Origin of the sequence: Legionella sp. PATHC035 (genome assembly GCF_026191115.1) — a bacterium.
In the GTDB taxonomy this organism is placed as follows: Bacteria; Pseudomonadota; Gammaproteobacteria; order Legionellales; family Legionellaceae; genus Legionella.
The window spans coordinates 162,764-177,867 of the sequence record NZ_JAPHOT010000001.1; the positions used below are offsets into that span (position 1 = coordinate 162,764).

Genomic DNA, 15,104 nt, shown 5'->3' on the forward strand with positions numbered 1-15,104 from the left:
GTATTCATAAACTACTAATAAAGGTCATGGCTGATAAAAAAATACCATTTGAGGAAGTAATTGAGCATGCCCATGACATGGTAATCATTACTAAGGCAGATAACATCGACCCTCCTGATGGTCCAGAAATTATTTATGTTAACACCGCCTTTACCAAAGTCACAGGCTATTCGCCCGCTGAGGTTATAGGTAAGACTCCTCGCTTACTTCAGGACCCAAAAACTGATAGAGAGACATTAGCTGAGATAAGAAAAGCGATTCAAAATGGCAAAACGTACAGAGCAGAGCTATTAAATTATAAAAAAGATGGAAGTGAGTTTTGGCTGGATTATATGGTCACTCCCTTGTTTAACGATGATGGCTCGATTGGATATTATTGCGCAATTGAAAGAGACATCACTGAAAATAAAAAAATTGAGAATGATCTAAAATGCTTGTCATTTATCGACAATCTTACAGGTGCATTCAACCGACGCTATTTGCTTAGTTATCTAAATGTGATTTTGAAGCACAATCATAGAAAAAGTAATAGCTTTGGATTTATTTTAATTGACATTGATGACTTTAAGAAATTCAATGATAAAGAGGGTCATTTATATGGAGATAGAGTTCTTATTAATTTAGTGAATACCTGTAAGGCAGTTTTCAGCGATTCAGATCTAATTTGTCGAATTGGTGGCGATGAATTTGCAATCATAATGCCTGGTGCAACGACAACGGTAATTGAGTCGAAAGCACAGGAGTTGATCGAATCATTAAAGAGGTTGAGTCCACCCATTAAAATTAGTGTTGGCGGTACGACTTTAGATGATTGTGACGATAAATTTGATGATATCATGATGCGTGCAGATAGAGCCTTATACGAGGTTAAATTAAATGACAAAGGTGGTTTAAAAATTCACTAGGACGGCCGGCTTTTTTGCTTAACTCCATAATTCGATACTATATCAAGCAATGCTGCATTGATAGGAACAAAAAGATAGGCAGAATAGAGCAGTGCACGTGGTTTAGGATTACTACTTTGGCCTTTTAATCTATATAATCAGACTTTAGTTATGAAGTGTCGCTGATGTATTTGCCCATGCACGCTTCAGCTACACTATGTATAAGCCGAAATATTCCGTCTATTTTTTAGGTTCTAACAATAAAAAAATAGCTATTTTTTCCAAACAAAAAACATTGATAGCTAGACCGTGACTTGAATGAAATAATCATCACATATCGTGTTTCAAGTGATTTGAGTTCTGTCTCTCCGGTAAGTTCTCAAGTATTTGATTAAACAGCTCCAGGTGATTCTCAATCACATTTCTATACAGTCTGGAAGTAGTCAAGGCGCCAATATCAGTCTCAGTTAATTGCATTTCTATCGGTCTTTTATCAAGCTTACCTTGCATATCTAAAGCATAAATCAGTTTATTAACTGCTGCTATTTTTTGTTGAGCACTATAACCAAATTTAAGCGTGATTATCCTGGTCCGATGATGAGATGCAAAATCGTCACTAGCTGCTTCGGACATGCGCTTAAAAACATAATTTTGCAAATCGTCTTTAAATTTTTCCTTTGGATCCTTTTCGGCCATGGATGTCTGGGTTTGGTCTTCTTTTTGAGGTGTGCTTGTCCCCGCCCCTATACTATGCTTTTGATAATCGTTGACCTGCACATTAGTCGCTTCCTGTTCCTTTTCATCGGTTAAATCCGGCTCAACTCGTTCTTTTTTACGAGAAAGCACCACATCTTTTAATCGTTTTGCAGCGTAAGCAAGATAGAGGTTGTAGCTTGTCTTATCGTTATTATGAAACATTGCGTCCCTTTTTTTACAAGCCTCTTCACAGCCTCGCATCCATTTCTCGCTGAAAGCATCCAATTTATTGATTAAATTTTGATTGTATTCAGCGGTCTTACGATCGCCTAACAAATGTGCCCTTACTTTTGATTCCAGTAATAACTCTTTCAGATCTCTAGGGGTTGGTTGACCTGAGGAAGTCTCTCCTTTTTTTCCTATCAGTTTTTGGTAAAATTCTATAAATTCATTGCTTGGTGCGTATTGCATCACATCGGGTGGAGGAATAAAAACATAATTTAGCTCATTCTTTTCATCATAAAGCGGAATTCTTAAACTGTCTTCAGACAGCGCTTTGCCATTAGTTTGCAATAGTTTTTTAAGATACAAAACACTGAGCACACCCTCATGGCTTTTATTGACCTGCTGGTCAGGTACTCCCTTATCAGGGAAAAAGTCCGCTCTCGGAGAGTAAAAAGCAGCAGAGTTTAATCCCCCATCAGTATGATATAAGACAGGCTTTGGAGAAGGTGGGTCGCGCCACTCTAATGGTTTAATAATATCATGTTTGGTAATTATGAGGGCTTCCCAATGGGTTTGTCGAGTGATTCCTTGACCACGTTCATTGTTTGTAAATACATATCCAACCATCTCTTTTTCACCAAGTGACTTTTGGATAGCAAGAATTTCATCTATTGCTTGCTCTTTTGTTAAGCAACAAGTGCGCATTTTTGATTGAAGGTCTTTACTTAAACTCTTCCTTCGATTTTCTAATCTAGCTTGAGCTTGAGCCGATAATTTTTTTTGGCAAAAATTCTCTATCTCGTGCACTTGCTCTGGATTGAGATTTTTTTTTAATCGGTTGTTTTCCAGAAATCCTTCAGATTTGAGAAAATCATAAAGCTCATGCAACTCTTTAGTTGAAAGGTGTGTAGATGACTTTAAAACAGCAGAATCACTGAATTCGCATATTTTTAAAAAATTATAGTACGTTTGCGTTTTAGCGGTAACTGCATCAAGTTGAGCAGCAAAGCCATTAATATTAGCTTGGAGAATGTGCTTATGATAATCTCCATTCCTGATCAAACGAATACCATGTTTTTCTCTATAATATGCAAAAATCTCTCCCAGATCTTCAAATTTAAGTTGGGTTTCATGCGCATCGAAGCTGTCTCCTCCAATCGGCGAAGCCTGGAATTCTGCTTTTCGATTAGATTTTTCTCTCATGATAACTCCGTCGAAAGACATACTTTGGAATGAGATATTTTTGGGGTTCATCCCAGTTTTGGACTCATGCTAATTATTATAGTATGCCTAATCAAATTACGCATAAATCGCCTGAATTATAGGCTCATGGTGGTGTTCAAAAATTTAAATGATGACCTAGGTATAAAATGAGTATCAAAGAATGGAGTAACCAAAGTTGAAATAAAGTGAGTAACCCGTAGTCCGGGTTAAACAACTAGCATCTTCCTCTTAACGTTGGAGCTAGGTTTAGATTGCTGCGGATTTATCGAACGCAGATGCGCGCGATTTGAATTACGAGTTAAATGTACTCAGATTTTGGCTTTTGTTATAACATAGGCAACATAAATCAACCTACTAAAACTATGTGTATGCCAGGTCAACCAATCCCCGAAAAGCAGCTGATTGAGTTATTAAAAAATTACTACGCGATCCTCGCAAAAGAAATTCTACCGCTTCAATTAGGCGCTGACATGAATGCATTGGTGTATAGAGTAAAGGCCCCATCCAAGGCTTATTTTTTAAAACTTAAATACGGTAATCATGAAAAAAACCACATGGATGTTATTCAGTTACTGCATGATTCACACGTAAAGGAAATTATTTTTCCTGTTTCTTCTGTTGATGGCAAATTAATAAAACAATTTAACGCCTTGCAAATGATTGTTTACCCTTTTATTGAGGGATTCGATGGATTCCAGCAAGTATTAACAAAAAATCAGTGGATTAAGTTAGGAAAAACATTAAAACAAATTCATACATTAACCATACCGCTTGCGCTTCGAAAATCACTGAGAACCGAAACGTATTCTCCAAAATGGCGCGAAATAGTTAAATCTTTATACTCTCTAATAGAATCGAATACATCCACCAATAAAATGACTGTAGCGTTTAAAAGTTATTATCTTAACCAATTCGATTCGATTAATCGACTCGTTAATTCGGCAGAAGCATTGGTGAAACAAATACAGTTTAATGCACAGGACTACGTCTTGTGTCATGCAGATGTACATGCTGGAAACATTTTAATGACTTCGGATGAATCATTTTACATTATTGATTGGGACGACCCTATGATGGCTCCCAAAGAACGAGATCTTATGTTTATAGGCGGTGGCGTCGGCAATGTTTGGAATTTATCTGCAGAAGTAGCCTATTTTTATGAGGGCTATGGTGAGGTTCTGATCGATAAAACGATTTTGTCCTATTACAGGCATGAACGTATTATCGAGGATATCGCTCTTTATGGACTCGATTTACTCTCCTCCAATCAGAGCGATCAATCGAAACGGGTGAGTCTAGAGCATTTTAAATCGATGTTTGAACGCAATGGTGTTGTTGATATAGCATTTCAGGGCCTTGAATAAAATATGTGACCTGTTGGGAGTGGAAGTATATGATGTTTTTTATTCGCCCAAAGTGATGAAACTCCTGTTGTGCCGTTAATCAAACACAATGGATTGCTTGATAAAATAATTCAATCATTGTGCTGTAAACGAAATCTTTGTCGTGTTATTTTACTCTTCACTCTTTAGGTTATTCTATGTTTCAGTAAGGATATGCCCCCTATCGCTCATCTCACATTGTCATTGCAGATGCATTTATGGGGTCAACTGATTTGTTGCACAGAATGTTTCACATCAGAATAGGCTGTATCTCTTAATACATTTCCATGAGCGCTAATAAGATGTTTGAATCTCAATTGTAACAATGAGTCGAAATCAGCCTTATGAACACCTGTAGCATTAAGCCATATAGGTGAAATTCGTGCCTTTGCTATTTCTCCATGAGATAGAGCCATCTGTGCTGTATCTTCGCTAAAGAATTCATCAATTTCAATCCAATTTTTTATGCTGTCGCAGGTGATAATAATACCCCCATGATCTTCAATATAGATGAAGCCCTCAGAAGGAGATGAACTTTTGAACATGAAAAAATGGCAGTTTTTTATTGGCAGTTCATCCTGGTCCTGTAAATAACGTACATCATGATGTTTTTCCTCAGTAGGAACAGACCATAATTTGGCGTGATATCTATTCACATAAAACAGATCATCTCTTCCATGAAATGCTCCAATGCTCAAAACATGCCTTACGGTACCTAAATTATCAAGCGCTTGTAATCCAATCTCGTTCAGTCGTACCGTATTGATGAGAGTTAAATCGCCGTTCGATTCAATAATTGTCATATTTCTACTGTGCTGAATCTTTGTATTATCAAAATGAGTAATATTAGTACCACGGACAACATAGATCCCTTCAAATGCTTCAATTATATCGCCATGAGGCCATGCTGGAGCGTATTTAGGCATAATTGTACTCCGGTCAATTCTAAATAGTTATTTCTGCATTGAATGATACTTGAGTATCACCAGCTATACTATGTAATAGACAAAAAGGAACTATCAAAGAGAAATGAGATGATCTTTAAGTTAGGTAAGGAAGCCACATTACTGCTTATGGAGGGTTCTAAAAGGGCCATTCCTTTTAATATCATTTTGGCCTCCTTGCTCGCACTTATTTTATATCATCAGGCCCCCTTCTTACTGATTAGTGGCTGGTATTGCGGAATTTTAATCATTAGTTTTATTAGATGGAATTTTTGCAGACGAATCATTAAGAACGATTTGGATCCGGGTGAAAAACAATCTATTTTAATCAAGTTTTTTTTTCTCACGCTACTCATGGGGATTGCATGGGGGGCTTGCTACTTAATTTCCTTAGCTTATGTAACTGAGCTCTATGAGTTCATTATTATTTTAGTATTCGGTGGAATGAGTGCTGGTTCAATCGCGACACTCTCTGTTTGTTTACCAGCATATTATGCTTATATAGTTCCCATGTTTTTACCAGTAATTGCCTATAACTATTTAGTTCTGGATATGGACAGAGCCCTTTTGGCAACTATGTTTTTATTGTTTGTGGTGATGCTTCTTATTTCCGCAAAAATTAATATGAAATTATTGCATAAAAGCTTTCAATTATCCCACGAAAGAGAAACATTGATTTATGAGTTACAAATTATATCGATAACTGATCCTTTAACTGGGTTGTATAACAGAAGACATTTTGAATTTCTATTCCCTCAAGAGCTTAAACGAGCGAAACGCAATAAATACCCTTTAAATCTCATATCTATGGATGTTGATAATTTTAAGTTAATTAATGATAATTTTGGCCATCCTTATGGTGATAAATTTTTAATCGGAATTGCGGAACTTCTCAATAGTGTTTGTCAACGATCAAATGATACACTTTTTCGGCTAGGCGGCGATGAGTTTGCTGCAATTCTTGCCAATCAGCCTCTTGAAGAGGCCATCTCTGTATGTCAAACAATAAACGGTTTATTTCAAAAAAAACTTGTTCATGGTGAAGATTCCATTCTTCATGATCAGACCATTTGGGAGCAAGTGACATTAAGTATAGGGATTGTTAATATTCATTTTGATTATTCATCGAATATTGAAACGGTGATTAACCTTGCTGATAAGGCACTATATCAAGCTAAAAAAGGAGGGAAAAATCAAATAGTAATTGAGCAGTTGCATTAGTTGAAACTCGCCATAAAAGTTTAAAACGATATCAAAATATCGCGCTCCCTGGAATGCATTAGCGAAAGTATTTTAAATTCGCACTCTCTATAAATAAATCTCATTGTGCAAAATAAAAAAGCCGATTATTTTTCAATTAAAAAATAGACCTGAGTACTTGAAAAACAAATAGTTTAATATAAGATAAAGATTGAACTTCCTAAGTGTGTGATTTTTCATCGTTTTTGTGATTTAAAAGAAATAAGGCTTTTATGATTCAAGTAAATGTTTGGCTTTCAACAACGCAAATTTTTGGCAAACGGATTAAAAACAGATTCTTTGGTCCATTATTAGCCTCTGATGAGGATGAAAATATTGGCCACGCTAACTTTTACATGGAGCTTAATGAGCGCTCGCGCGGCTTCGCAAAACTGGAAGAAAATCCAAGCCATTTTTTTGTAAAAAAGAGTCTTAGCTATGTACCTGAGTTGGTTGAAGGTAAATCAGGCAAATACTATAGGCGAAAAACCCTGAAAAGCGTTGAGGTAACCCACAGTTTCTGGCCCGAAATTACGCCATCTAAAAGTCAATTGGCTCAAGATTTTTTTCATTTTTTGCATCTTGCCCCGAAATGTAAAGGAGTTAAGCCTGAAATATCCGATCATGAATCCGATATGCAAAGAGAAGTAATTGGCAAAGGCTCGACCCATCCCATTCAACATCCCTACTATCAAAAAGGAATACAAAAAGTAGATAATGATAAAAAAGAAAACCTTAATAACATCGTTAAAACTTGGAACTTGGATAGTGATTTAGACAATAAAAAAAATATTGAAGCACAACTTCAAGCGCTGCTGTCAAAACAGCAAGATTTAATTACTTTACGAGATGACCTAAATAAACGCTGTCAAAAGAAACTGGATGCACTCAAGGAAAAAACAGATAATTTAACCAGCAAGTTGTCTAAAAACAATCAAAAAATTGCTTTTCTTTCGAATAAATCGCGTTATTTAGAAAAAATTTGCAGTCCTGGGAACAATACATATGATGAAATGAAGTCTGTAATCCAAGTGCGTGATACGTTGCAAAAAGAGAATTTAGAGCTGTCACGGCAGTTGGCTAAGATCGAAAAAAAGAGAAGACGACAACAAAGTGCATATCAAGAACAAATGCAAGAAAATCAGACGGGAGTCGATCGAATTGATAAAGAAATGAGTAATCTTCAAGTCCAGCTTGATGAACTCAATGAAAAATTGCAAAATCTAGATGAAACGAAGATGGAGGCATTAAAATCAGAAATCAATGAACGAGCAGATTTTCTTTCCCGTCAAGAAATGTTAATAAAAAAACTATACAAAACTGATGGACGACACCCGGACCATTCGATCAATCTCCCTACCAGTGAATGTGGTTTACCTTATTTCGTTGATGAGTTAGAAGTGATTAAAGCCATGGAAAAAGAACGAAATGAAAATTATACGCTAATCAAAAATAATTGTGCGAAGAGTGTCAAACGTTGTTTATTGGCTGGCATTGAACATTTACGAACAGTGCTACCTAAGAGTTTTTTTAAATATCAACCTATTGAAACCACTAACGGAGTTTATAAGTGGGCGAAAGCACTGGAACTAGAACTTAGGAAGCTCAATATGAAACTTGATGTAGATAAAACGTCTCCATGCTTCGAAGTAAGTAAAGAAAACCCCTCTCAATGTTCAGCCCCAACATTTTAACCCAATATAAAGTAAGGTTACCTAGAGCTCTTGCATCCGGAATTTCTGCTCTATTCTGGATGCAAGCTGTAAATTATAGATTTATTTTTTATACATATCGTGACAGGACATGATCTTGATGATGTTCATCATCATGAATAATAAGTGTGTTGTTTATTTGTTCTCCAAGCATGAGCTTTTTAACCAGTCGAAAGATAGAAAATGTATCATTAGAATACTCTAAAGAATGAAAAAAGTGTCGTTCTTTTTTTAAGAAATGGTTTGGATTATTTAAAATACAGAGCCCTAAGCTCTTTTTTTGTGCGGGTTCCAAATCGTTAATTATACTTTCCAATCCTAAAAGATATCCATTTTTGCGTTCTGTAAGAGAAAGGTCTTGAAACAATATTTCTTGCAGCCATTGATCAATCTCCGCACCAGTTTTATTCTTTAAAGTAAAATCAGTACATGAAAAATATCGAGTAGCTTGCTGGCTCTTTAAACTGCGAATCGTATTGTGCAGTAAATGCTCTATATCATCAACTATCGACTTTAATGGAACTCGTCCTTTATCGATTAGAGTAGTCAATATTTCCGATTCAACCTCTTTTGTGTCAAATATATCTAATTTTTGGCCTGTAACCTCAAGGTATTCCGTCAAAACATCACCAATTTCTTTCTCACTGATAGACAAATTATTTAAGGCAATTGCCCCTATTTTTGCTGATACTTCAAACAAAGTAGCCGGTTTTCTATGAGGATTTTGTCCAAAGTATGTAATATCTTTTAAGGGTTGAAAGTGTGTTTTTATAATTCGTTTGTCAGATTGCGCTAAATTTCCTGTAACATAAAGTTTCCTGTAATTTTCCTGGAAGTTTCTCAGCTCATCTGCAGTAGGCGTTTCATCAAGAAGCAATTTGGTGAGAATTATTTTCAATTCATAAGCACAGCTTCTTTGCTCCCGTGCAAAGCTGGCACTTCGTGTCATATTACCGGTACGATCCGAATAATAGGTACCCAAATCAAAGGGCAATAAATCTTCAAACTCAATATTTGAATGTCGTGGATTTTTTAAATTTAAAAATGACCGGAGGGTTCTATTGTGTTTATCTATGTATTTAATATTTAGACAAAAGCTTCCTTTCCCTTCGGGTATCCATTCGAGATAAAGTTTTCCTATCTTGGCTTTGACCCAGTTGCGACCATTATTTTTCGGCGGTACGACAAAATCTTCATCTTGAAATAATTTTGATGGCAAATCCATCTCATTCAATTGTGGCAGATCACGTATCCGATAGATAATGACAGGGACTTCCACATAATGATCTCCGATTTTACGAGAGGTTTTGTAACATTCAGAACTAAATGTTCGTAAATCCTTAAATTTAGTCATTTCTCACCTTGTTCACCTGTGGTGAGCATAATTTAATCTATGTGGCTGATTTTGAGAATATAACAATTTTGAAATTTAAATTTTCCAAAATGGAAATCATTTTAAAAAGACCAATGGATAAAATTGCTTTCAATCAACTCTGATTGTTGTTTATTTGACTTTCAAGCACTAATGCAATATGACGCAACCGTTATTTTCCAATTCAAATAACCAATTTGGATATTCAAACCTCCTATTACATCTTATATCCAACTTTTGTAAGCTTTTCAGTTTTAATATGCTCATAGGCAATTCAGTTATCTGATTGTTTCTTAAATCTAAGTAAATCAGCTCGGACAAATTTCCTATCTCATCTACAAGTGAATTTAAATTATTATTGCGTAAATTTAGAATTTTCAGTGAAACCAAAGAACCTAGAGTTTGAGGAACCAGTTCCATTTGATTATCAGAACAATCAAGAATCCTTAACTCGGTCAAATGACCAATTTCAGGTGGAAGTTTTTTAATTTGGTTCTTCATAAAGTGCAATTCCCTGATTTTGTTACATTCACCTATCGATTTTGGTATTGTACTGATTTGGTTATTGTAAATTCGAAGCTCTATGAGGCTCTCCAAACCACCAATATCTTCAGGTAATTGTTTTATTTTATTACCAGAAAAATTTAAATATTTTAATCGACGCAACTGAGTAACTACTTTTGGAATCATAGAGAACTCATTATCTGCCATATATAAATATTTTGTTAATGGAAGTTTACATATATTTTCGGGTAATGTAGAAAGTTTATTGCCATTCATATCTAAAGTTTCTAGCTTTTCTAAAGCCTCTATTCGCTCCGGTATTGAGTCGATATTGTTTGCTGCAGCATTTAAATGGCGTAAAGATTTGATAGTCCAGATTTCATCAGACAGTTCGTTTAATTGATTATTATAAAGACTAAGACTTTCTAAAAAGTCTAAATGGCCCAATTCATAAGGAAGCTGTTCCAAATTTTGATTGTCCAAGTTTAAGCGATTTTTAAAAAGATATTTTTGTAACATGGATGAGAACTCGGTCTGATGAAACAGGAATATTTAAAGTAAATTTTTTCTCAGAATGTAACTGGTATAACCCATAAAATTATTAGGTAATGTAGCTATTACCTGATATCCCAGCTTTTCATAGAATCCTTTTGCTTGGAATTCTGCGGTATCCAGTTGAATCATTTGGCAGTGATTTTCTTTTGCGAAAACATCCAGTTGATCAAAGAGTTCACGTCCTAATCCTTGGCGGCGATACTGCTCATGGATCCAAACAGTAAATACGCGACACAGCGTGCCAAATATATCTCCTTTAATACCGCCAAGAACTTCCGATACCTCATTTTGTGCATGGATAATAAAGGGTTTTGCTTCATAATTGCCAATAATCGATTCATTAAATTTTTTTAAATTGTCATAAATGATTTTTGAAACAACATCATTTTCTTTAAAATCAGTGATGATTTTAAATGGCTCACTCATTCATATCTCCTACTCGATAAATTCGCAATTTTAATTCATTTTACAATGATTGGTGTTGTTTTATTTATTAAACCGATTGGCACTAAACGGCAATGGATCAACGATTAGGTCCTCATTGGTCATCATTTCAGCAAGCAAACGACCGGTAATAGGTCCTAAAGTCAATCCATGATGTGCGTGTCCGAATGCAAACCAAAGTCCCTTATGTCGGGGAGCTGGGCCAATAATGGGGAGCATATCAGGGGTACACGGTCTACAACCCATCCACGGTGACTTATCAATCCGTTTGGTAATTGGAAAAAGGGTGCGCGCTATAGGTTCTACCAAATCAAGCTGCACCGGGGTCTTTTTCGAGTCACGTGTGGCAAATTCTGCGCCTGTGGTAAGACGAATTCCGCGTGCCATAGGCGCGATTAAATAACCATTTTCTATATCAAGCACCGGATGATAAAGGTGTGCGTTTTGCCCTATTGCATAATGCATATGATATCCACGTTTCACGGCAAGTGGAAAACGATATCCAAGCCTTGTGCATAAGACATCGGACCAGGGTCCTAAAGCAATCACAGCAGCGTCGGCATGGATTAGCCCCTGCCCTGTTTGCACTGTCCATTGATTGGCTAAAGTGAATGCATCGCCAAAAAAGAACTGGCCACCAAGATGTTCAAAATATTTTGCATAGGCAGACACCAGCGCACCAGGGTCGCTTACCGTTTCTGAATCTACATACCGAAGAGCGCTTAATAACGATTTGTCGAGATCAGGCTCAACTTCTTGCAATGAAGATGAATCAAGGAACTCAAATTGGATGCCATACTCCGTTTTGCACTGCTCAGCAAATTGAAGTTCAGTATCTTGTTTTTTTGAGGTTCTAAACACTTTAATCCATCCTCCTGAGCGCAACAAAGGTCGCGCTTTTGCAGCATTGGCAAGAAAGTGATGCTCACTCACACTATGTTGGATTAAGGTTGCATAAGACTTCGCAATCTTTGCATGACGAAAAGAATGAGAGTTAACCCAATACTTCAACAAGAAAGGTGCAAGTTTTAGTATCGATTTTGGATGATATCGGACGTCAGGAGAATAATTCAAAGCATATTTAATTAGCGAAGCAATATCTCTTGGGAATGCATAGGGATATACCCCTTCACGCTGAATTAAGCCTGCGTTACCAAAAGATGTCTCATTTCCTGGCGATTTCAAATCGATCAAAGCTACGGAACGTCCCCGCATTTGCAAATGAGTTGCGATCGATACACCGACAATTCCACTGCCCAGGATAATGACATCAAATTTCATAAAACATAAACTCCATTTGCTGAAGAAAAAATATTATTATTGCGCCAGTTATACCAGCTTATAACGTATTCATTATGAAAATTAAATAAGGGCGACCTAATTTTTAATAAAGGAAAATAACAAGCGTTGGTCCAGCCTATATGTATTATTAAAGCACGATTCCAAGATAGGTAAGGTATAAAATTCCATTCAAAAGCAATGCGCCCACTTTAATCCCATGGGCTGAAATATTAAATCTTAACCAAGCTGTAGCCAGATAAGTAATAAGGATGCCCGTAAGTACTATCCGGGAAGGTTGCCAAGGGGTTAAAAGTATTCCTAATGCAGGTAATAATGTTCCCTGAAAAACCATCGCACCAGATATGTTACCAAAACCTAAAGTATCTTGGCCCTTACGTACCCAAATCACACTATTTACCTTTTCCGGTAATTCAGTTGCTACAGGAATAATAAGCAGCGATAACAGCAAAACAGGTAAACCAATAGAGTCTGCCACTTCATGTACTCCCTCAATGAATCCTTTTGCACTAAATACCAATAAAATCAAACCAAAAAGTAATTGAATCAGGATTGTTGTCAGATTGGTTTTTAAGCCTAGCCGGTTTAGAAGCAAGGGCTCATTCGTTATGACAGCATGTCCATCTTTGACTAAAGCTTTAGATGCACTCAATGTAAGTAATAAATAGATAAAATAAAGAGAAATGAGTGAAACACTAAATAAAATACGTATAGAGTTTGGCTTTATAGGAAGAAACATTGCTAAAGCACCGAATGTAAATGCGACTAAGAAAAAATTCAAATCTCTTTTAAATCCAGTAACCTCTGGTGCTATGTATCCCTTAACCCCCCGCTTTTTGATTACTGAAAAGGCCATAATAAACGTTGACAAGGTGGATAACATTAATGGAGCACCTAAAATTGCCCCTACACTAATTTCTTCATTGATTTGTCGATCAGGTGTTCCTGCAATAATTGCCAAAACTGGTACGGTTGTTTCTGGAAGTGCTGTAGAAATCGCTGCGAATATTGAACCGGTGACACCCGTTGAAATGTTTATTCTTTCACCAAAATATTCAAGCGCATTTGAGAATAATTGCGCTGATATTAGGATAAGAACGAGCATAACTAATAGTTCAAACCACATGTACATAGATATCCCTAATAATTACAACTAAATTATCATTATGAATAAGGCAACAAAAACATGCCATTCTTCTCTGGAGCTAGAGTGTTCGCGACAACCTGATGATCTGAATCAAATGCAAGTTTCTTGATATTGGCCGCAGCACAAAACCAGCAAGACAGCCAAGATAAATGCACAAAAACCCTTAATGATCCCTATAATCCAAAACAATTAAAATACAAGGCCCGCCAGCTATGAGATTGATTTTATGTTGCTTACAGTTTTGAATGGCGTCATTACTTTCTGCACCTGGTTGCATCCAAATATTTTTAATGCCCTTTTGAATTGCTTCTTCAACCACTTTCTCTGTAACTGCAGCTGGGGTGATGATGGAAATGCTTTCTACCTCGTCTGGCAAATCTCGTACTGAAGAGTAAACAGACAATCCCTCAATTAGATCTTCCCGAGGATTTACTGGATAAACTTTTTTACCATTTTGCAAATAACAACGTAAAACCTTATTTCCATATTTTCCACGATTGGATGAGGCACCGATCACCGCAAATGCTTTTGACTTAAAAAATGTATCCATTTGATCATTTATCATAGTAGCTGATTAAAAAATTAGGCATTTATTTAGTTTAGCAGTGAATAGTGATTCATGGTATCTTTGATGACTATCCGTTTGATATGTATAAAAATTTTGCCAGCATTTCTCTCTTATTTTTTAAAGGATTCGTCTTCACTATCACCCAAAATGCTTTCAATCCAGTTTTTTAATTTAGTATAGTGCGAACCCTCCCAATAAATTTTCTTGCACGATTGACACTGCATGAAGGTTTGATAATATTTTTGTGTTAACTCAGGAATATCTGCGACAATTTTCTTTTTTTCAATTTTTTTCAGCCTTCCATTACACGAAAGACATCGAGTCAATGGATTACACTGTTTTTTTAACTGGAACTGTTGTAACACTTCGTCTACTTGCTGTTGAGGATTGGTATGATGCATCCAATGCCCATGGGTAATGCTTTTATTTTTCAAAATCCCGATATCACGTGTTAATACTATTCGATGTTCATTAACACTGCATTGAATGATGAACTTATCCGTTAAATTATTTGCGTAAACCACATCAAATCCGAGTAGACGCAAATACTTGGCTAGTTTTCCAAGATGCACATCCAGAATAAAGCGAGGTTTTCTCAGTGGTTTGGGATGTAGTCGTATGATTTCACTGACATCAAAAGCCTCAAAAACAGGATATACGGAGATGAAATCTCTATCTTGGACAAGATAGTTAAAATCGACTGATATTCCATTGACTAATATCACTTCGATTTCAGTATGTGGAATTCCAAGAGATTCGATAACCTCTTTAATCGATGTTTTTTGTGATACGGTATGAATAAACTGCGTTTTACGCTTTTCTGGTGGGAGAAAATCATTTAATTCTTCATAAAACCGTAACTGAATGGAAATCATAGGCTGGTTATCATATTCACCTTGCTATAATTTA

The 15,104-nt window shown here is 36.1% G+C and carries 13 protein-coding genes; 4 read left to right on the plus strand and 9 right to left on the minus strand.

Going from position 1 to position 15,104, the window contains the following annotated elements; all coding sequences use genetic code 11:
• Positions 1-26: 26 nt before the first annotated feature.
• On the plus strand, positions 27-905 hold the full coding sequence (locus OQJ13_RS00770) for a diguanylate cyclase domain-containing protein (RefSeq protein ID WP_265708471.1): 879 nt from the start codon (positions 27-29) through the stop codon (positions 903-905).
• Positions 906-1,214: 309 nt separating this feature from the next.
• Here the strand turns inward: OQJ13_RS00770 and OQJ13_RS00775 are convergent, their stop codons facing one another.
• A complete protein-coding gene (locus OQJ13_RS00775) occupies positions 1,215-3,008 on the minus strand; it encodes a hypothetical protein (protein ID WP_265708473.1) in 1,794 nt (597 codons plus the stop codon).
• 389 nt (positions 3,009-3,397) lie between these two features.
• On the opposite strand from OQJ13_RS00775, the gene OQJ13_RS00780 reads away from it, so the two are divergent.
• Complete coding sequence (locus OQJ13_RS00780) at positions 3,398-4,393, plus strand: aminoglycoside phosphotransferase family protein (RefSeq protein ID WP_265711861.1); 996 nt, start codon at positions 3,398-3,400, stop codon at positions 4,391-4,393.
• Between the two features lie 242 nt (positions 4,394-4,635).
• Here the strand turns inward: OQJ13_RS00780 and OQJ13_RS00785 are convergent, their stop codons facing one another.
• Positions 4,636-5,337, minus strand: coding sequence for a hypothetical protein (locus tag OQJ13_RS00785; RefSeq protein ID WP_265708474.1), 702 nt, complete (start codon positions 5,335-5,337; stop codon positions 4,636-4,638).
• Between the two features lie 108 nt (positions 5,338-5,445).
• Between OQJ13_RS00785 and OQJ13_RS00790 the strand changes: the two genes are divergently transcribed.
• Together OQJ13_RS00790 and OQJ13_RS00795 are read left to right on the plus strand one after the other, a co-directional pair.
• Positions 5,446-6,576: a GGDEF domain-containing protein gene (locus tag OQJ13_RS00790; RefSeq protein ID WP_265708475.1), complete on the plus strand. Its 1,131-nt coding sequence runs from the start codon at positions 5,446-5,448 to the stop codon at positions 6,574-6,576.
• 251 nt (positions 6,577-6,827) lie between these two features.
• Positions 6,828-8,288 carry a hypothetical protein gene (locus OQJ13_RS00795; RefSeq protein ID WP_265708478.1) on the plus strand — a complete coding sequence of 487 codons (1,461 nt, stop codon included), beginning with the start codon at positions 6,828-6,830 and terminating at the stop codon, positions 8,286-8,288.
• A gap of 88 nt (positions 8,289-8,376) precedes the next feature.
• On the opposite strand, the gene OQJ13_RS00800 is transcribed toward OQJ13_RS00795, so the two are convergent.
• From OQJ13_RS00800 to OQJ13_RS00830, 7 genes are all read right to left on the minus strand, one after another.
• Positions 8,377-9,660, minus strand: a complete 1,284-nt coding sequence (locus tag OQJ13_RS00800; protein ID WP_265708481.1) for a hypothetical protein — start codon at positions 9,658-9,660, stop codon at positions 8,377-8,379.
• Positions 9,661-9,828: 168 nt separating this feature from the next.
• The gene (locus tag OQJ13_RS00805; RefSeq protein ID WP_265708482.1) at positions 9,829-10,701 is read right to left on the minus strand and encodes a leucine-rich repeat domain-containing protein; all 873 of its coding nucleotides are present in this window, start codon (positions 10,699-10,701) and stop codon (positions 9,829-9,831) included.
• 33 nt (positions 10,702-10,734) lie between these two features.
• Positions 10,735-11,163 (minus strand): GNAT family N-acetyltransferase, encoded by a 429-nt coding sequence (locus OQJ13_RS00810; RefSeq protein WP_265708483.1) that lies wholly within the window; start codon positions 11,161-11,163, stop codon positions 10,735-10,737.
• Positions 11,164-11,223: 60 nt separating this feature from the next.
• Positions 11,224-12,462, minus strand: a complete 1,239-nt coding sequence (locus OQJ13_RS00815) for an NAD(P)/FAD-dependent oxidoreductase (RefSeq protein ID WP_265708484.1) — start codon at positions 12,460-12,462, stop codon at positions 11,224-11,226.
• Between the two features lie 148 nt (positions 12,463-12,610).
• Positions 12,611-13,606 (minus strand): sodium:calcium antiporter, encoded by a 996-nt coding sequence (locus tag OQJ13_RS00820; protein ID WP_265708485.1) that lies wholly within the window; start codon positions 13,604-13,606, stop codon positions 12,611-12,613.
• Between the two features lie 184 nt (positions 13,607-13,790).
• Positions 13,791-14,192 (minus strand): CoA-binding protein, encoded by a 402-nt coding sequence (locus OQJ13_RS00825; RefSeq protein ID WP_265708486.1) that lies wholly within the window; start codon positions 14,190-14,192, stop codon positions 13,791-13,793.
• Between the two features lie 113 nt (positions 14,193-14,305).
• Positions 14,306-15,070: a Mut7-C RNAse domain-containing protein gene (locus tag OQJ13_RS00830; RefSeq protein WP_265708487.1), complete on the minus strand. Its 765-nt coding sequence runs from the start codon at positions 15,068-15,070 to the stop codon at positions 14,306-14,308.
• Positions 15,071-15,104: the final 34 nt, after the last annotated feature.